General features: G+C 43.5%; 7 protein-coding genes, 2 tRNA genes and 2 rRNA genes (1 of these 11 only partly in view). 4 read left to right on the top strand and 7 right to left on the bottom strand.

Going from position 1 to position 19,969, the window contains the following annotated elements; genetic code table 11:
- From AACU32_RS34340 to AACU32_RS34325, 4 genes are all read right to left on the bottom strand, one after another.
- A 23S ribosomal RNA gene (locus AACU32_RS34340) occupies positions 1-1,030 on the bottom strand (it extends 1,799 nt beyond the left edge of the window).
- Positions 1,031-1,295: 265 nt separating this feature from the next.
- A tRNA-Ala gene (locus tag AACU32_RS34335) sits at positions 1,296-1,368 on the bottom strand.
- Positions 1,369-1,458: 90 nt separating this feature from the next.
- Positions 1,459-1,532 (bottom strand) — tRNA-Ile (locus AACU32_RS34330).
- 119 nt (positions 1,533-1,651) lie between these two features.
- Positions 1,652-3,140: ribosomal RNA gene (locus tag AACU32_RS34325) — 16S ribosomal RNA — on the bottom strand.
- The 16S and 23S rRNA genes sit together here with 2 tRNA genes alongside, the layout of an rRNA operon.
- A gap of 305 nt (positions 3,141-3,445) precedes the next feature.
- Between AACU32_RS34325 and nadC the strand changes: the two genes are divergently transcribed.
- The 4 genes from nadC (at position 3,446) to AACU32_RS34305 (ending at position 10,196) form a co-directional block, all read left to right on the top strand.
- Positions 3,446-4,315, top strand: coding sequence for a carboxylating nicotinate-nucleotide diphosphorylase (nadC, locus tag AACU32_RS34320; protein ID WP_096608308.1), 870 nt, complete (start codon positions 3,446-3,448; stop codon positions 4,313-4,315).
- 27 nt (positions 4,316-4,342) lie between these two features.
- Entirely contained in the window at positions 4,343-5,986 is a 1,644-nt protein-coding gene (locus AACU32_RS34315; RefSeq protein WP_096606611.1) for an ankyrin repeat domain-containing protein, read from the top strand.
- Between the two features lie 397 nt (positions 5,987-6,383).
- Positions 6,384-8,102 (top strand): diflavin flavoprotein, encoded by a 1,719-nt coding sequence (locus AACU32_RS34310; RefSeq protein ID WP_096606610.1) that lies wholly within the window; start codon positions 6,384-6,386, stop codon positions 8,100-8,102.
- A gap of 381 nt (positions 8,103-8,483) precedes the next feature.
- Positions 8,484-10,196 carry a flavin reductase gene (locus AACU32_RS34305; RefSeq protein ID WP_096608307.1) on the top strand — a complete coding sequence of 571 codons (1,713 nt, stop codon included), beginning with the start codon at positions 8,484-8,486 and terminating at the stop codon, positions 10,194-10,196.
- A gap of 216 nt (positions 10,197-10,412) precedes the next feature.
- Here the strand turns inward: AACU32_RS34305 and AACU32_RS34300 are convergent, their stop codons facing one another.
- The 3 genes from AACU32_RS34300 to AACU32_RS34290 form a co-directional block, all read right to left on the bottom strand.
- Entirely contained in the window at positions 10,413-11,495 is a 1,083-nt protein-coding gene (locus AACU32_RS34300; RefSeq protein ID WP_096606608.1) for a hybrid sensor histidine kinase/response regulator, read from the bottom strand.
- Between the two features lie 12 nt (positions 11,496-11,507).
- The gene (locus AACU32_RS34295; RefSeq protein WP_096606606.1) at positions 11,508-19,217 is read right to left on the bottom strand and encodes a PAS domain S-box protein; all 7,710 of its coding nucleotides are present in this window, start codon (positions 19,215-19,217) and stop codon (positions 11,508-11,510) included.
- A gap of 243 nt (positions 19,218-19,460) precedes the next feature.
- Positions 19,461-19,964 (bottom strand): hypothetical protein, encoded by a 504-nt coding sequence (locus AACU32_RS34290; protein ID WP_096606604.1) that lies wholly within the window; start codon positions 19,962-19,964, stop codon positions 19,461-19,463.
- Between the last annotated feature and the right edge of the window lie 5 nt (positions 19,965-19,969).

Raw genomic sequence — 19,969 nt, 5'->3', positions numbered from 1 at the left:
ATTTGGGGACCTTAGCTGGTGGTCTGGGCTGTTTCCCTCTTGACAATGAAGCTTATCCCCCACTGTCTCACTGGCAATGTGTGCTCTGGGTATTCTGAGTTTGTCTCGATTTGGTACCGGTCTCCCAGCCCGCACCGAAACAGTGCTTTACCCCCCAGATATATTCATTACCGCTGCGCCTAAACACATTTCGGGGAGAACCAGCTAGCTCCTGGTTCGATTGGCATTTCACCCCTAACCACACCTCATCCGCCGATTTTTCAACATCGGTCGGTTCGGACCTCCACTTGGTGTTACCCAAGCTTCATCCTGGACATGGTTAGATCACCAGGGTTCGGGTCTATAAACACTGATTTTTCGCCCTCTTCAGACTCGGTTTCCCTTTGGCTCCAGCATTCTCGCTTTAACCTACCAGTGCCTATAAGTCGCCGGCTCATTCTTCAACAGGCACGCGGTCATCCGTTTAATCGGACTCCCACTGCTTGTAGGCTGACGGTTTCATGTTCTATTTCACTCCCCTTCCGGGGTTCTTTTCACCTTTCCCTCGCGGTACTTGTTCACTATCGGTCACACAGTAGTATTTAGCCTTACGAGATGGTCCTCGCTGATTCACATGGGATTCCTCGTGCCCCATGCTACTCGGGATGAAGCTACTATCCTTAAGTTTTCGACTACAGGACTTTCACCTTCTTTGGTGCAGTATTTAGCTGCTTCGTCTAACCGCTAGATTCGTTATTGCTTTCCCACAACCCCAAAAGGTAAACCCTTTGGTTTAGGCTTTTCCCCTTTCGCTCACCACTACACAGGGAATCTCTTTTGATTTCTCTTCCTCCAGCTACTAAGATGTTTCAATTCGCTGGGTTGGCTCTTTCCTGCCTATATATTCAGCAGGTAGTATTTAGGGTTGCCCCATTCGGACATCTCCGGATCAATGTCTGCTTCCAACTCCCCGGAGCATTTCGTCGGTAACCACGTCCTTCTTCGCCTCTGTGTGCCTAGGTATCCACCATCAGCCCTTATTAGCTTGACCACAATTCATTTGGTCTTCACCACTGCAAACACATTTCATTCATTAAATGTCTGTGTCTGCCTGCTTTTTTCGCGTTACTATGCAGTTTTCAAGGTTCTGGCTGGTTTTCACCCAGCAGTTTGACTTTGAGATTTGTCAATTGCTGAATTTAACCACAATCTTTGATTGTATCATACTGTCTTTGTCATCACAACCATTATACCGTTTTCAGCTTTTGACTGCCATCGATATAACTTTGGCGATTTTCACAAGGAAGTACTTGATGTGGAGGTTAGCGGACTCGAACCGCTGACATCCTGCTTGCAAAGCAGGCGCTCTACCAACTGAGCTAAACCCCCTAACACAATTCAAAATTCAAAATTCAAAATTCAAAAATAATTTATTTCTTACTTTTGACTTTTGACTTTTAACTTTTGACTTGCTTCAGGTGGGCCATCCTGGACTCGAACCAGGGACCTCACCCTTATCAGGGGTGCGCTCTAACCACCTGAGCTAATAGCCCATAATTGAACCTCATCATAGTTTGAAAGCCTCAACAATACTTGCGACCGACCTAGAGTAGACCATCTTTACATCTATTCGCTGTTTGCTTTCGATTTTAAAGTTGGGTAGGTCTCCCTAAAAGGAGGTGATCCAGCCACACCTTCCGGTACGGCTACCTTGTTACGACTTCACCCCAGTCACCAGCACTGCCTTAGGCATCCTCCCCCACGAATGGTTGGAGTAATGACTTCGGGCGTTGCCAGCTTCCATGGTGTGACGGGCGGTGTGTACAAGGCCCGGGAACGAATTCACTGCAGTATGCTGACCTGCAATTACTAGCGATTCCGACTTCACGGAGCTGAGTTGCAAGCTCCGATCTGAACTGAGCTACGGTTTGTGAGATTTGCTTGCTATCGCTAGCTTGCTGCCCTTTGTCCGTAGCATTGTAGTACGTGTGTAGCCCAAGACGTAAGGGGCATGCTGACTTGACGTCATCCCCACCTTCCTCCGGTTTGTCACCGGCAGTCTCTCTAGAGTGCCCAACTTAATGCTGGCAACTAAAAACGAGGGTTGCGCTCGTTGCGGGACTTAACCCAACATCTCACGACACGAGCTGACGACAGCCATGCACCACCTGTGTTCGCGCTCCCGAAGGCACTCCTCCCTTTCAAGAGGATTCGCGACATGTCAAGTCTTGGTAAGGTTCTTCGCGTTGCATCGAATTAAACCACATACTCCACCGCTTGTGCGGGCCCCCGTCAATTCCTTTGAGTTTCACCGTTGCCGGCGTACTCCCCAGGCGGGATACTTAACGCGTTAGCTCCGGCACGGCTCGGGTCGATACAAGCCACGCCTAGTATCCATCGTTTACGGCTAGGACTACTGGGGTATCTAATCCCATTCGCTCCCCTAGCTTTCGTCCCTCAGTGTCAGTTGCGGCCTAGCAGAGCGCTTTCGCCACCGGTGTTCTTCCTGATCTCTACGCATTTCACCGCTACACCAGGAATTCCCTCTGCCCCGAACGCACTCTAGCCATGTAGTTTCCACTGCTTTTACAAGGTTGAGCCTTGCTCTTTAACAGCAGACTTACATAGCCACCTGCGGACGCTTTACGCCCAATCATTCCGGATAACGCTTGCATCCTCCGTATTACCGCGGCTGCTGGCACGGAGTTAGCCGATGCTGATTCCTCAAGTACCGTCATTTTTTTCTTCCTTGAGAAAAGAGGTTTACAACCCAAGAGCCTTCCTCCCTCACGCGGTATTGCTCCGTCAGGCTTTCGCCCATTGCGGAAAATTCCCCACTGCTGCCTCCCGTAGGAGTCTGGGCCGTGTCTCAGTCCCAGTGTGGCTGATCATCCTCTCAGACCAGCTACTGATCGTCGCCTAGGTGCGCTCTTACCACACCTACTAGCTAATCAGACGCGAGCTCATCTTCAGGCAGCAAGCCTTTTACCTTTCGGCACATCCGGTATTAGCCACCGTTTCCAGTGGTTGTCCCCGACCTGAAGCTAGATTCTCACGCGTTACTCACCCGTCCGCCACTATCTCCGAAGAGACCGTTCGACTTGCATGTGTTAAGCATACCGCCAGCGTTCATCCTGAGCCAGGATCAAACTCTCCATTTTGTTGAAGTTTGTTTTAGCTCTTTTGACTGTTTTTACACCTCAGTCCGGTGATTTTCTTTACTGACGCAAGAAACTTGTTGTATACTGGCTTTCAAACTATAATATTTTCAAGGTTCGGTGTTCCTGCCGCGCTGCGCTTTTGGCACTCCGCTCTCAGGCACTTATCCAATATATCGAGCCGACTTTAGTTTGTCAACTCTTTTTTTCAAAAAATTGAGTTTTTTTTGAATCGAGATTGTAAGGCTTGCACAGTCAGGGTTTTCAGCTATAGTATTCCTGGCAGTTTAGAAGGAAGCAATGAAGTTGTGAGCAAGTTTGCTGTTTTGCCACCTTGGCTGGTGTTAGATCCGCTGTTGCATAGCTGGTTGTTGGAGGATATTGGTCGCGGCGATCGCACAACGAACAGCCTACTAGCTAAAGATGTCACGCCAGGAACAGCTATATGGATTGCCAAAGCTCCAGGAGTTATTGCTGGGTTACCAATTGCAGCTAGGGTATTTCAGCTTTTGAACGAAAAAGTCAGCTTTGTACCCATGACAGATGAAGGTGCATGGTGTGAACCAGGACAAGTAGTAGCGGAAATTCATGGTTCATTGGATGCGCTGCTGATGGGGGAAAGGGTTGCGCTTAACTTGACTATGGGTTTGAGTGGGATTGCGACGTTAACTCATATATATGTAGAGCGAATTGCGGATTTACCTGCTCAGTTGGTGGATACGCGCAAAACTACCCCAGGGCTGAGATTGTTGGAAAAATACGCAACGGCTGTGGGAGGGGCGATTAATCATCGCATGGGGCTGGATGATGCGGTGATGATTAAGGATAATCACATTGCGGCGGCTGGGGGAATTGGCGAAGCAATTACGCGCATCCGTTCTCAGATACCTTATCCGCTCACAATAGAGGTAGAGACGGAAACTCTAGAGCAGGTGAAGGAAGCGCTAGAGCATAAAGCTGACATTATTATGTTGGATAATATGCCTCTAGAGATGATGTCTGTTGCGGTGCAGTTGATTCGCCAAGAATATAGTCACATTAAAATTGAAGCTTCAGGGAATGTGACTTTGGACACGATTCGGGCTGTGGCGGAAACAGGTGTGGATTATATTTCTAGTAGCGCACCGATTACACAGTCTAAGTGGTTGGATTTGAGTATGAAGATTCCACTTAAATAAACAACAATAGTCGCATTTGGTAAGACTATGGCGTTTGTGGATGAAATCACACCTGAACAACAATCTTTAATGCCAAGTTACCGCGACAAGTGGCAATCAGTTTCATCTAGCTATGACTTTTATTGGTTTGTGCCACTCCACTCGTATGCTTGTAAAGGTGGATTATTCGATTTTCATTTTTCTGTGGTAAGTCATAGGCTATTTCAGCCTTATGATGAATTTGCCTGGGAAGTATTTCAAAAACTGGTTAAATCTTGTGGTTGGATTATTCCTTTTGAAACAATCTGTTTAGTTTGCGATCGCCCGTCTCAGTTCTTGTTTAATTCAGAAAATATCCTTCATGCAGAAGGAGAAGCGGCGGTTAAATTTAGTGATGGTAATGGGCTTTATTCTTACCACGGTGTAACGCTGCCAATGGAATATGGACAAATGCAACCTCATCAATGGCAAGCATTGTGGTTATTAGAAGAAACGGATAAGGAACTGAAACAAATTCTAGTTCGAGCTATTACCAGCAAATCTGATAACTATAAAATTTGCTATTTTAAAGAAGCTTTAGAAATGGCTACTCGATTGGGAAGGCTGAATATTGTACAACAAATATTAGCAATCCAAAAGTTTGATGGACATTCTCTATCTAATTCTCTTGCTCATGGAGTCTGGAGTAAAGATATCAAAATTGTAGAGGTTTTGATTGCGGCTGGTGCTTACTTAAATCTCCGCACAGATTGGGGGACACCTTTAATTGCTGCTGCTAGAACCGGAGAAGTGAGGATTGTTCGTTACTTGGTAGAAGCAGGTGCAGATCCAAATCTCTGGATTGACTATGATGGATACATGAGTCCGCTTTCAGTAGCAGTATATGAAGGGAATCAGGAAGTTTGTGATTATCTGCTTCCTTTAATTACAGATTCTGAAGAAATTGAATATGCTGAACGAGAATTACCAAAAGCGGTTATTCGCAAACAGCGACGAGAAAATAAGTCCTTACAAAAATTCTTCGATGCTGTTATTGAGGGTGACACAACTACAGTGCGTCAGTTAGTCGCACAAGGTTTAGATATAAATTCTTTAAATGAAAATGGTAGTACTGCTGTTCATTGTGCTGTTGCTGGTGGCAATGTGCAAATGATCGAGTTGCTGGCAGAATTAGGAGCTGATTTAAATCGCCTCAATGAAGATGGAAAAACACCCTTGATGTCAGCAATTGGCATCTACGCTTTTCAAGCTAGGGCATTGCGGGCGCTGATTCGTGCTGGTGCTGACATAAATTATAAAGACTGGGAAGGATATACAGTTTTAAATTATGTGGTTTTAGATGCAGTTATTCCACCAGTTTTTACAAAAATACTTTTGAAAGCTGGCGCTAAATATGGTTGTTGGAAAGGAGCAGAAATTCATCTGGCAGCCGAGATTGGTAATATTAGGTTAATTAATCTTTTAGTATCTTCTGGGATAGACGTTAATCAGTTTGCTACAGATGGTTTAACTCCATTAATGAAAGCTGTTCTCCGCTCTAAAGCTTGGGCAATGCGAACTTTGTTTCGCTCTGGTGCCAATGTGAATATGAGAACTGAAAATGGTGAAACAGCTTTATATTTTGCTGAATACACAGGACAGAAACATCCTGTAATTAAGAAGATTTTGCTACAAGCTGGTGCGACTTACTAAAAAGCAACAATTATACTGTAGGCAAGATTAGCTATTAATTTTGAATTTAATTGTGTATAAATACTAAGTAATAACAAGCATAAAAAATAAAAGCTAGATACATCGGTATAGCAGTTTATGCTTTTTGTTACGAAATGATTTTCAAAATGCAAATGATATGTATGATAAGTTGGGGATTTTAAATTAGGCAAATAAATATCAATATTTAATACTTGATACCTGAGAAAAATATGAGATTTTTAGTATAGTTTTGAAGTTAAAAAATATTCTAAAAAAGAGCAACAATTGCTACAAGTCGATTTTTACAAAAACTAACGTTTATTACAGCTTAAAGAAAAAATTATAGGGACAATGGGGACAGACAAAAATACTGTTGTTTTGCGCTCGGAGACGAATAATGGTAGCGATCGCAGAGAACGTTCAGCATCGGCTAACTATACAAACTGTAGAAATTGCCCCTAACACAACGGCGATTCGCTCTCTTGATTGGGATCGCGATCGCTTCGATATCGAATTCGGACTGCAAAATGGAACGACTTACAATTCCTATCTAATTAGGGGTGAGCAAACAGTTTTAATTGATACTTCTCACCAGAAGTTTCGGGAACTGTATTTAGAAACGCTCAAAAGTCTGGTAAACCCCAAGACTATTGATTACATTATTGTCAGTCACACAGAGCCAGATCATAGCGGTTTGGTAGAAGATGTGCTTCAGTTGGCTCCGAGAGCGACTGTTTTGGCTTCTAAAATTGCATTGCAGTTTTTAGAAGGTTTGGTACACGAGCCATTTTCCAAGCGGATTGTCAAAAGTGGCGATCGCATAAATATTGGTAAAGGACACGAAATCGAATTCGTGAGTGCGCCTAATCTGCACTGGCCTGATACCATCTTCAGCTATGACCGCAAAACCGAAGTTATCTACACCTGTGATGCTTTTGGGATGCACTTCTGTGATGAGCGCACCTTTGACGAAGACTTAGAGGCGATCGAAGCTGACTTTAGATTTTATTACGATTGTTTGATGGGTCCCAATGCGCGTTCGTTGCTAAATGCAATGAAGCGAATGGGTGATTTAGGAAAAATTAACATTATCGCCAACGGTCACGGGCCCCTACTGCACCACCATTTAGATGTTCTGACCGAGTGTTACCAAAGTTGGAGCCAAAGACAAGCAAAAGCAGAAACCACTGTTGGCTTGTTTTATGTCTCAGAATACGGCTTTGGCGATCAGCTAATTCAGGCTATTGGTGAGGGAATCCAAAAAACTGGAGTTGGGATCGAAATGATCGATCTCAGTTCTGCGGAAGCCCAAGAAATTCAAGAACTTGCAGGTAGAGCAGCCGGTATTATTATTGGTATGCCGCCAACTACAAACGTTGCTGCTCAAGCTGGGATTAGTTCGCTGTTGGCTGTGGCTAATACCAAGCAACTGGTGGGATTGTTTGAGTGTTACGGTGGGGATGATGAACCTATTGATACACTGCGCCGTAAATTTATTGACTCAGGTATCAAGGAAGCCTTTCCAGCAATTCGGATTAAAGAAACTCCTGGTGCGTCTACATACCAGCTATGTGCAGAAGCTGGTACAGACTTGGGACAAGTGCTGATGCGCGATCGCAACATCAAGCAACTCAAGTCCCTCGACGTGAATATGGAAAAAGCGTTGGGTCGGATTAGCAGCGGACTATATATTGTCACTACCAAAAAAGGTGATATTAGCAGTGCGATGCTTGCATCCTGGGTCAGCCAAGCAAGTTTACAACCTTTAGGATTTACCATTGCGGTAGCCAAAGACCGAGCGATTGATTCGTTGATGCAAATAGGCGATCGCTTTGTTCTCAATGTCCTAGAAGAAGGAAATTATCAGGAACTGAAGAAACACTTCCTCAAGCGCTTACCTCCTGGTGGTGACCGATTTGCTGGTGTAAAAACTCAAACAGCGAAGAACGGTTCCCCAATTCTTACAGATGCGCTGGCGTACATGGAATGTGAAGTGCAAAGCAGCATTGAATGCAGTGACCACTGGATTTTATATTGTACTGTCCAAGAAGGTCGTGTATCCAAATCAGATGGATTAACAGCGGTTCGCCATCGCAAGGTAGGTAATTACTACTAAAGCTGAGTAGAGCAGTAGGATTTGCTCTTTCAAGGTGCAGACAAATTATTGCTAATTTCTCTATTATCTCTTCACTCTGTGTCCTCTGTGGTTTTAATATTTTTTGAACCGCCGAGTACACAGCGAAAAGTCTGAGCGCCGGCTTCCGGCGATCAGAACTTTTCAAGACAGAGAGCGCAGAGATGAGAAAGAGATTTTTTCAGTCACTTTGAAGGAGAGATTAGCTGTCCTCTCATTTCTTGTTGCTATCTCATGCATGAGAAGGATTTCATCAAACAAATGAGATTCGCAAAACCCTTCATTCACATTTTTGAATTAGCTAAAAACTGGGTAAATAGTACCCGGTTTTTCCAAGTTTTTGCTAAAAATAACCGGAAATCTATGAGCAATTCCAAACCCCGTGACGTACAAGTTTTGCCCATTGCGACAAATACTAAAGTTCTTAGAGCGCGTAGTTGGTCACGTTTGCGGTTTGAAATTGAATATGCACTGGAAAGGGGAACTACTTCCAATTGCTATTTAATTGAAAGCGATAAAACGGCAATTATTGACCCACCGGCAGAAACTTTCACCGAAATTTATCTCGAAGGCTTACAGCAGACCCTGAATTTAAAAAAGTTAGATTATGTAATTTTGGGTCACTTTAATCCTAACCGGGTTGCAACTTATAAAGCTCTGTTAGAATTAGCACCGCAGATTACTTTTGTCTGTTCGCTTCCGGGTGCTGCTAATTTGCGAAATGCTTTCCCTGATGACACTTTAAATATTTTGGTGATGCGAGGGAAAGAAACTTTAGATTTAGGTAAGGGTCATGTTTTAAAATTCTTACCTACTCCTAGTCCTCGTTGGCCCGAAGCCCTTTGTACCTACGACCAACAAACACAAATTCTCTACACAGATAAGCTATTTGGCTCTCATATCTGTGGTGACGAGGCGTTTGATGACAACTGGGAAAGCTTTAAGGAAGACCAGCGCTACTACTACAATTGTTTGATGGCTCCCAATGCTTTGCATGTAGAAGCAGCTTTGGAGAAAATCTCTGATTTGCAGGTGAGAATGTATGGTGTTGGTCACGGGCCTTTGGTACGTACCAGCTTAATCGAACTGACCAAATCCTATGGAGAATGGAGCCACGCGCAGAGAACTAGAGAAATATCTGTAGCGCTGCTGTATGCTTCAGCTTATGGAAATACGGCAACTTTAGCACAGGCGATCGCCCTGGGATTAACTAAAGGCGGAGTCGCGGTAAAATCTATTAACTGCGAATTTGCGCCTCCGGATGAAATCCGTGCCACCTTGCAAGAGTGTGATGCATTTATTATTGGTTCTCCAACTATCGGTGGTCATGCACCTACCCCCATTCATACTGCTTTAGGAATTGTCCTTAGCGATGGTGATAATAATAAACTAGCTGGGGTGTTTGGTTCCTATGGCTGGAGTGGTGAAGCCTTTGATTTAATTGAAGGTAAACTCCGGGATGCTGGCTATAAATTTGGTTTTGATACCCTCAAGGTCAAGTTTAAACCAGATGATGTCACTCTCAAATACTGTGAAGAAGTCGGTACAGACTTTGCTCAAACGATAAAAAAAGCGAAAAAAGTGCGCGTACCACAACAATCCGCTACTCCTTTAGAACAAGCTGTGGGGCGAATCGTTGGTTCTGTTTGCGTGATTGCGGCGAAACAAGGAGAAGTTTCTACAGGAATGTTAGGTTCTTGGATATCTCAAGCAACATTTAACCCACCGGGAATTACTGTGGCGATCGCTAAGGAACGCGCCGTTGAATCTTTGATGTATCCTGGTGGTAAATTTACCTTAAATGTTTTAGAAGAAGGCAATCATCTAGACTACATGAAGCATTTCCGCAAATCTTTCGCCCCTGGGGAAGATAGATTTGCTAGCTTTAGTACAGCAGTTGCTGATAACGGCTGTGTTGTGCTTACGGATGCGATCGCTTATTTGGAATGCTCAGTTAGTCAGCGTTTAGAATGTGGCGATCATTGGGTAGTTTACGCAACTGTTGATAACGGTAAATTACTCAAACCTGATGCGGTGACTGCTATTAACCATCGCAAAACTGGTTCTCATTATTAGTAAGCCGTCACCCATCTAATTTGCACATTTTTTCGTGTTGGCTGTTGACTGCTGACTGCTGACTGTTGAGTGTTAACTCTCAGCAGTCAACTCACCTCATGAATAATTGTGTAATTTAAAGGTGTAATAACTTAGTTTGTTCCACTAATTCTGAGGGTACGATACCTTATCTTGCATTTTTGATGGTGCTTTGTTACTAAAAAAAATCTACAACAACTATACTAAATCTTTCAATAGTACTGTAAAAATGCTACCTTGGGGAGAATTTTCCTCGACATTAATAGTACCATCATGAGCCTCAATCGCCATTTTACAAAAAGCTAATCCTAAACCAATTTGCGAAACTTCTTGCAGTACAGTTCCAATTTCATACTTCTCAAAAATTTTTTGGCGGAGGTGGGAGGGAACTCCACGACCAAAATCACAAACTTGGACTTTAATAATTCCTGCATCTAAATATTCTGCTTTGAGGATGACTTGAGAGTGTGATGGTGAGAATTTAATTGCATTGGAAAGCAAATTATCCAGCACACGCCGGAAGATGGCTGCGTCTACTTTAATTATTCTGCTTAATTGAGGTAATTGACTAACTAATGTGAGATCCTTTTGAGTCGCGATCGCTTCAACATCTGTGACAGCTGACAGACAAATTTGTCCAAGGTCTACTTCTGTGTAGTTGAGAATCATTGTGTCAGATTCTAACTTTGCCATCAGCAATAAGTTATCAATTAAAGATTGGAGTTGTTGAACGGCGATGCCAATTTGATCGAGCTTTCGTTGTTGTTTTTCTGGTTTTATTTCCGGAAGTTGCAGAATTTCCGTTGCGAGAACAATACTCGCCAGCGGATTTCGCAAGTCATGCACAATCATGTTGACCATATCTTCTCGCAGTTTCAGCAAGGTTTGCAGATTGTCGTATTGCTGCTTAATCCGCAACATGGAATTAACTCTAGCTCTTAATTCCACACCGTTAACGGGCTTACTGATAAAGTCATCTGCACCTGTGGCTAAACATTGGGCCAAATCTTCTTTAGTGGTTAATGCAGTCACAATAATAATTGGTACTACCCGCCATTGGGGATCTGCTTTAATGCGCCGACATACTTCCATCCCATCGAGATCGGGCATCATGACATCAAGTAAAATGACATCAGGCTGAAAGCTACTCAGGCGATCGAGGGCTTGTTTACCGCTAGGAGCGTAGTATAGACGATAGTTTTCTCCATCTAGCAATGTTTCAACAACATCGAAGTTATCCGGTTCATCATCAATGACCAAAATAGAGGGTTGATTGTACATGGAGAATTATCGCTATTTGGCTAAAAGTTGTTGAATTGTAATTGCTAATTGTTTAAGTTTTACAGGTTTGGTTATATATTCGTTAGCTCCCGCAGCCAAACAAATTTCGCGATCGCCTGACATTGCTAGGGCTGTCAGTGCAATAATTGGCACATTAATTAATTGCGGGTTTTCACGGATGCCTCGCATCGCTTCTAGTCCGTCCATCACAGGCATTTGAATGTCCATCACAATTAAGTCAGGGCGTTGAGATTTGGCAAAATCAATGGCTTGTTGCCCATTTTTTGCTAACACCAGACGGTATCCTCGACTTTCAAGGTAGCCGGACATCGTATCAATGTTTGCTTGATTATCTTCTGCTAGCAAAATCAAAGGAGTTTTAACATCAGGTAGCTGTACTTCCATCCCCGCAGATAAGCTGGGATGAGTAAGATATTGTACTTTTTCTAGAGTTGCCTGAAACTGGGGACGAGTAATAGGTTTGACTAAATATTCACAAGCACCATTAACAATTCCTGTGGTACGCTCGTCCACTACGGAAATGATAATGACGGGAATTTCTTTAGTTTTCGGGTTGGCTTTGAGTTGAGTGAGTACGTCCCAGCCTGAGAGTTTAGGCAGTTGGATATCCAAAAAGATTATAACAGGCTGAACTCGCAACACTTCATCGATGACTCCTTCACCTTGGGAATAAACGATGGGTTGCATGTCCATTTCCTGGAGGTAGCGAGTAATTTGTTCAGCCGCCGGAACAGAATCTTCGATAATCAAAACTGGGGCATTAACCCCAAGTAAGCGACAGCTAGGCAATGGAGCTATTACTTGGGTAGTGGGAGAATTAATTGCTTTTTTGTAGGGAATGCGGACGGTGAAACAGCTACCTCTACCTACTTCACTGCTAACGGAAACTGTTCCGCCATGCAAGCTAGCAATCCGCTGTACTAGTGCCAAACCTAACCCTGTGCCAGAATATTGGCGGTTGAGGCTGCTATCAAGCTGGACAAAAGGTTGAAATAGCTTGTCGATGTTTTCTGGAGCAATCCCAATACCAGTATCAATGACACGGAAACAAAGATCAGGAATTTCAGGAGAATTGGGTTCGGGTGCTGACGATTTCCAGGAAGTGTTGTATAATCGTGGGTTGCTTATTACTTCCCCGGCTGTTTCCAACTTTACTTCTAAAATGACTGAACCGCCATCGGAAGTGAATTTAACGGCATTACTGAGCAAGTTGATCAGCACTTGACGTAAGCGGCGATCATCTACTTGAATGTAACCAATATTTTTGGCAATACTGGTACTGAGACTAATGTTTTTCTTCAATGCCATCTGTTTAATGAAAGCGAGGCTGGCATCGCAGAGACTGCTGACGGAAACATCACTCAGTTGCAATTCCATTTTGCCAGATTCGATTTTGGATAAATCCAAAATGTCATTAATCAGTTCTAGCAGATGTTTGCCACTACGTTCGATAGTGGCGATCGCTTTTGCTTGGCGTTGATTTATGGAACCAAACACACCTTCTAGGAAACCTTCTGACATACCCAGTATGGCATTTAGCGGTGTGCGCAGTTCATGGCTCATGTTGGCGAGGAATTCATCTTTGAGGCGAGTGGCGCGAGCTAGCTGTTCATTTGTTTGTCGCAGTTGTTCTTCAGCTTGCTTGCGATCGGTGATATCTTCATAAGACCCCAAAATGCCAATTACCTCACCTACGCTGTTAGTTAAGGGAACTTTGCTAGTTCGCAGCCATATTTGCTCACCGTTAAAATTGTTTGCTGGCTCTTCATAACCAAGTTTGGGGGTTCTTGTGTTGATCACCACAGCATCATCTGCACGGTAGAGGTGTGCCCACTTTGAGCAAGGTAACTCTAAATCGCTTTTGCCAATAATTTCATCTGGAGTCAGTTGATAATCATTGCCAAACGCAGGGTTACAACCCAAATAACGCAACTCACAATCTTTCCAGAAAACACGTTGGGGAATTGTATCAAGTATCAATCGCAACATTGTGCGTGATTCTTCTAGTTTTTGTTCAGCTTGTTTGCGATCGCTAATATCAAATAAATTTGCTCGGCTATATAGATAGTTTCCATCTGCATCCTTGACAGCAGTAGCACTGATCAGCACTGGTAAAATTTTGCCATCTTTACAAACCATGTCATACTCTAGGTCTTTCGCCCAGCCCCTTTCTTTGAAGGCAGAATAGTTTTGCACAAAAGCTAAACGACTAGCTTCAGTGAAGAAATTTTCCATCGGTTGACCAAGGATTTCCTGACGGCTATAGCCCAACAATTGCAGTTCAGTCTCATTTACCTTGATGAAGCAGCCTTGGCTATCAAGAGAATGGTAGCCGCAGGGAGCTTTGTTGTATAGATCTTCAACCTCACGGGCATATTTCATGATTGCTTCTTCAGCAAGTTTGCGATCGCGCATATCAAACATGCTGGAACGGCTAAATAAATACGTACCATCGTCGAGTTTGACAGCAGTTGCATTCAGCAGCACTGGTAAAATCGTGCCATCTTTACAAACCATCTCAAACTCTAGGTCTTTCACCCAACCACGTTTTTTGAACTTTGGATAGTTCTGCCAAAAAATCGAGCGACTTTTTTCTGTCACAAACTCAATAAAGTGTTTGCCAATTATTTCTTCATAGGTGTAGCCCAGCAATTGTAATTCCGTATCATTGATATTGACAAATCGGCCTTCAGCGTCGAGAGAATGGTAGCCACAGGGAGCATTGTTGTAAAGATCTGCAAGCTCGCGGGTATATGTGGCTAGTACTTCTTCGGCTTGTTTGCGATCGCTAATATCTGTAATCCGCACTAAATTAAGATGACGTCCAGCTACGTTAATGGGCTTGGCGGCAATATTCCCCCAGAAAAAGTTGCCTTGACGAGTCACATATTCAATTTCTCCGCTCCAAAAACCTTTTGACTGCATTTGTGCTATTACCGCTGCTATTTCCTCAGCGGAGAATTGATGGCGTTGGAGTAACTGTCCTTGAATGCCAATGAGTTCAGCTTTGTTAGCTACCTCAAACAGTTCTACTGCCCGCTGATTACAATCCAAGTTCAGCAGCGTTTGCGAATCAACTAGAAACAGGGCATCGGTAGATTCATTAAAAATTACCTCCCGCAATTTCTTTTGCCGCACTAGTTCTTCTTCGGCAATTTTGCGACTAGTAATATCCGTGAGTGTACCGATATAACCAATAATATTGTTGTTGGGGTCGGTTTCTGGTAAAGACTGGATGTAGAACCAGATGATGCTACCATCTGGGCGCAGACATCTGCCTTCGTTTTGGTACACTACTTGTTGCGCACATGCTTGAGACCAGGCGTTGAGCAGGCGATCGCGGTCTTCTGAGTGCAAGGTATCTACCCATCCCATGCCCATTGCTGCTGTTATTGGTCTACCTGTCATTTCGCACCAGCGATCATTGACATAAACACAGTTACCATGAATATCAAAGCGGAAAATCGCCACTGGTGAAGCTTCTGCTAAAGTTGCATAGCGGCGTTCGCTTTCCCGCAGGGCTTGTTCTATCTTTTTGCGTTCGGTAATATCATAATTAATACCCACCATCCGTATGGGTTCACCCTGTTCATCGCTTTGAATTAGCGCCGCAGCTTTAATAAAATGGATGCTGCCATCTGGATGAATAGCGCGAAATTCTATGCTTAATTCCTTTTCACCCCTCACAGTAGCTTGAATACTAGCTTCGACTGGAGCCACATCATCTGGATGAAGTAAATTTAGCCAATCCTGATATAATAGTGGAGCATCAGATTTTTGCATTTCATACAGTTCATACATCCGCTCATCCCAGTAGACGTTGTGGTGTAGATCCCAGTTCCAAGTACCGATCGCGCCTGATTGTAGTGCTAAGGTCAAGTGATCGGACAAACTACGCAGCTGTTGCTCAAATTGTTTGCGTTCGGTAATGTCTAAAATAGTGCCAATCAACTGTTTGGGGTTGCCATGAGCATCCAAGATGACTTCACCCCGGGACAGTAAACAGCACAAACTGCCATCCTGACGATAAAAACGGCTCTCTATTTCATAGGATTGCCCAAGAGCGATCGCTTGCTCAAGCACAGAATTGCGATGCTCGCGATCTTCTGGATGAATATACTTTTGCATTTCTTCGTAGGTTGGTATACCAGATTCTGGATCGCGGCCAAAAATGCGATACACCTCTTGTGACCAAACAATTGCTTTGGTTTGTAAATCAAATTCCCAACTACCTAAATTAGCAATTCTCTGGGCGGTAGCCAAGTGAGCTGCACTTTTACGGATTTGCGCTGCCATCTGTTTTTGCTGGGTAATATCTTTAGCAACACCCAAAAATCCAATCGTTTCTCTTTGATTGTTGGAAAGAGCTGTCACAGTCAACATTACAGGGAACCGAGAGCCATCTTTGCGGATGTAAGTCCATTCCTCCTCATAGGTTTTTTCCTGTTGGGTGATCACAGTAAAAAATTCTAACCCTGGTGCAATTTCTCTGCCTAGTTTCAACGAAAGTGCTGCTGCTTGTTGCTCGATTTCTGCTTGGTCGTGTAGCACATCGCTGGGAGTCGTCAAACCCACCACCTCATCTGCGCGATAGCCAAACATTTTTTCGGCACCTGCATTGAAGGTTTGAATAATGCCTTGGGAATCAGTAGAAATAATCGAATAATCTGTAGCATCTAAAATTGCTTGTTGCAAACTCGAAATAGCTAATAACCGGGCTTCGGTTTGTTTGCGATCGCTAATATCTTTGTGGGTTCCTACCATCCGCACCGGAGCGCCATTTTGATCGCGAGCCACAACTTTGCCATAATTGGCAATCCATTTCCATTCACCGAATTTTGTCAGCATCCGATAGTCGAAGGCATAAGGTGCATTGATGTTTTGCAGATGGGCGTTGAGCAGCTCCATCACCCAAGGTCTGTCCTCTGGATGAATCAGTGATTCCCAAGTACTTACATCATAGGCTAGCTCGTTTTCGCCATAGCCCAACATTTTCAGCCAATGAGGACTTAAATATAGTTCTCCCGTGGCGATATTCCAGTCCCACAGCCCATCGCCAGACCCCTCTAAGGCTAACTGTAACCTTTCTTGGCTAACGCGCAGGGCTATTTCCGCTTGTTTGCGTTCGGTAATATCCATGACAGTGCCGATTAAGCTGCTAGGTCTGCCATTTTCATCAAATATCACTTCTCCCCGTGATAATAAATGAATTATCGTCCCATCTGTGCGATATGAGCGATATTCCTCTTTATAAGACAGTCCGTATTTGAGCGTTTGCTGCACTAATAGATCGTGAACAATCCGATCTTCTGGATGCATTATCTGGCGAAACTCTTCGTAGCTGGGTGCGCCAGCGGCCGGATCGCGTCTATAAATCCGAAATACCTCTTCTGACCAGGTAATTTTTTGCGTTTGAAAGTCAAATTCCCAGCTGCCCAAATTGGCAATCCGTTGAGCAACAGTGAGGTGAGCGGCATTTGTGCGCAATTGCGCTTCCATTTGTTTTTGCTGGGTAATGTCTTTGGTAATACCCAGCAGTCCCATCAATTGCCCTTTGGCATCACGCAGAGGTGTAATCGACAGCAGCACCGGAAAGCGAGAGCCATCCTTGCGGATAAAAGTCCACTCCTGTTCATAGTTTTGTTTGTGTTGGCTGATCGCCATAAAAAATTCTAAATCTGGGGTAATTTCTCTTCCCAGTTGCCATGAAAGTGCGGCGGCTCGCTGCTGGAGTTCTTGCTCTGCGTGAAATATCATCGGAGTTAGCTTACCAACTACCTCATCTGCTGTATAGCCCAACATTTTTTGCGCCGCCGGATTGAAAGTTTGAATAATTCCTTCTAGAGTTATGGAAATGATGCCATAATCGCTAGATGCCAAAATAGCTTGTTGCAGTCTAGTGATGCTCAACAGATGGGCTTCTGCTGTTTTGCGATCGCTAATATCTGTTCCTGAACCTGCGATGCGAATTGCTTTACCTGTTTCATCCCACAATCCTTGTCCGCGATCCAGCACCCATATATATGATCCGTCTTTGCACTTAAATCGGTATTCTTCACAGAAAAAAGGTGACTTAAGTGCCAAATGATCGCCAAGAGCTGTTAAAACGCGATCGCGATCGTCGGGATGAATTTGGTTTAACCATTGCTCTACGTTGTAGTTAATCTCATGTTCAGCAAAGCCGCGCATTTGTTGCCAACGACTGGAAAAAAAGATTTCATCGGTTTTAAGATTCCAATCCCAAATCCCGTCATTACTCCCTCGCACTGCCAAATGCCAACGTTCTTCACTTTCCCTTAAAGCTGCTGTGCGTTCTTCTACTCTATCTTCCAGTTGATGATTTAGCTGTTGTAATGCTTGTTCTGCAAGGATACGCTCGGTAATATCGATACATGAACCCATATAGCCGAGAAATTCACCTGTATGGGTAAATCTCGGAACTCCTGTATCTAAAATCCACCGATATTCCCCATCAAAACGTTGGAGACGATATTCTATTTGGAAATTTTGGCGCGCCTCAAAGGCATTTACATAGCTATCTAAACAATTTTGAAAATCATCAGGATGCACTCCTTGTGCCCAACCATTACCTAGCTCTTGTTCTAGAGTACGTCCGGTAAAGTCTAGCCAGGTTTTATTGAAATAATAACAGTGCTTGTCAAGTCCAGAGATCCAGATCAGGACAGGCGCGGTGTCTGCTATAGTCCGAAACCGTTCTTCGCTTTCTCGCAGGTAAGCTTCTGTTCGTTGCCTTTCTAGCAGTTCTGCTTGTAACTGTTCATAGGCACTTGCTTGCTGAATGGCGATCGCTATTTGCACTGCCAGTTGCTCTAACAATTCTAGTTCTACTGCTTGCCAATTCCGAGATGCTGAACATTGGTGAGCAATTAATAATCCCCATAACTGATCGGCAAGCAAAATCGGTACTACCAAGTTGGCTTTGACTTCAAACTGTTCTAGCATCTGTAAATGACAGTCTTTTAAGCCTGCAAGATAAATATCGTCAATCGCCCGTTTTTTTCCCTGCTGATATTCAGCTGCTGCTTGCTGCTGTTGAAAACAGGTATCTTGAATTTGCTGACCCAAAGCCACTGTCCAACCGGGAAGAACTGACTCAGCAACTACATTGCCGCTCATATCCGGTTTAAATTGATACACTATTACCCGGTCTGTCACCAGAAATTCACGGACTTCTGTGGCTGTGACTCGGAGAATTTCTGCTAAGTTGAGAGACTGGTGAATCCGTAAAGCGATCGCATTAATTAGTTGTTGTTGTTCTCGGCTTTGTTCTAACTGCCGATTTAGGTGCATCCGTTCAACTGCATGATAAATTGCCCCTTGCAGGACTTCAGGTGTCACCTTGTCTTTGACGAGATAATCTTGAGCGCCGCTTTTCATCGCCTGGACAGCGATCCTTTCATCTCCTTGTCCTGTCAGCACAATCACAGCAGAATGGGTATTTTTTTGCTGTTCTCGCAATTGCCTAACAAACTCCAATCCATTCCCATCAGGCATGGAAAAATCCACCAAAATCACATCTGGTATCTCCTGCTGACACCATTGCATTGCCTCCGTTGCCCGCTGAAATTCTAAAATCCGATAGGTATATCGGTTATCCTGCTTCAAAAAACGACGCAATGCCATCCGATCTATAGTCGAATCATCAATTAATAATATAGTCAGGCAGTCAGGATGGCTCATAAATCACAATTCCAAACGCGATCGCGTTTTACATGAGATTGTACCATCACCATCCATCATCTTACTAACTTGATGTTAATAAAACTTTAGGATTTTCACCAGTCCAAACTCCAGAGTTAATAGTCCAAGGTCAACAGTCAACAGTCAACCGTAAACCGTCAACAGTCAACAGTCCACTTCAAAAAACTAATAAACTTTGATTTTTAACTAATGACCAATGACCAATGCCCAATGCCCAATATTTTAAAGTTCATCCTTAGTTGTTAATTCTTTTTCAATAGCATCTGCACCATATCCCACAGCTAATAAAGTATTTTTAATAGTTTCGGCATCACTATTTGCTGCTATTTTTGCTGTAAAGACAGCTATATTTGTTTGGTCTTTAGTAAATATTTGCCAAGCAGCTATTTTATTCAAAGCACTATTTTGTAATAATTTGTTGGCAATATCTGCCGAAAATGCTCCCTTTGATATATAACCTGGAGATGAAATATAGCGAATTTCAAAGCTGCCTAATTTTTCAGTTTTTGACTCAATAAATACTACTTGAGTCCTTTTATTTTCAGTTTCTACTAATAATTTAAAATCTCCATCAGCCATGACTTCATATTTAGCACCAAGTTTATCGAGGACATCTTTAATACGCGAGTCAGGTGATGGCTTGGTATTAGGTTGAGCCGAGACATTCTGGATATATATAGCAACTCCCATAATAGTTAAAATTGCTAATTTCAGGATGGGTTTCATGATAT

This window comes from Calothrix sp. NIES-2100 (genome assembly GCF_963875285.1).
Taxonomy (GTDB): Bacteria; Cyanobacteriota; Cyanobacteriia; order Cyanobacteriales; family Nostocaceae; genus Aulosira.
The sequence above is the reverse complement of the archived record's forward strand: the minus strand, read 5'-3'. Positions and strand labels throughout refer to the sequence as shown.

Excerpts from the sequence above, each read along its gene's own strand:
- AACU32_RS34310 (WP_096606610.1), top strand. The coding sequence starts at position 6,384 with ATGGTAGCGATCGCAGAGAACGTTCAGCATCGGCTAACTATACAAACT.
- AACU32_RS34300 (WP_096606608.1), bottom strand. The coding sequence starts at position 11,495 with ATGTACAATCAACCCTCTATTTTGGTCATTGATGATGAACCGGATAAC.
- AACU32_RS34295 (WP_096606606.1), bottom strand. The coding sequence starts at position 19,217 with ATGAGCCATCCTGACTGCCTGACTATATTATTAATTGATGATTCGACT.
- AACU32_RS34305 (WP_096608307.1), top strand. The coding sequence starts at position 8,484 with ATGAGCAATTCCAAACCCCGTGACGTACAAGTTTTGCCCATTGCGACA.
- AACU32_RS34315 (WP_096606611.1), top strand. The coding sequence starts at position 4,343 with ATGGCGTTTGTGGATGAAATCACACCTGAACAACAATCTTTAATGCCA.
- AACU32_RS34290 (WP_096606604.1), bottom strand. The coding sequence starts at position 19,964 with ATGAAACCCATCCTGAAATTAGCAATTTTAACTATTATGGGAGTTGCT.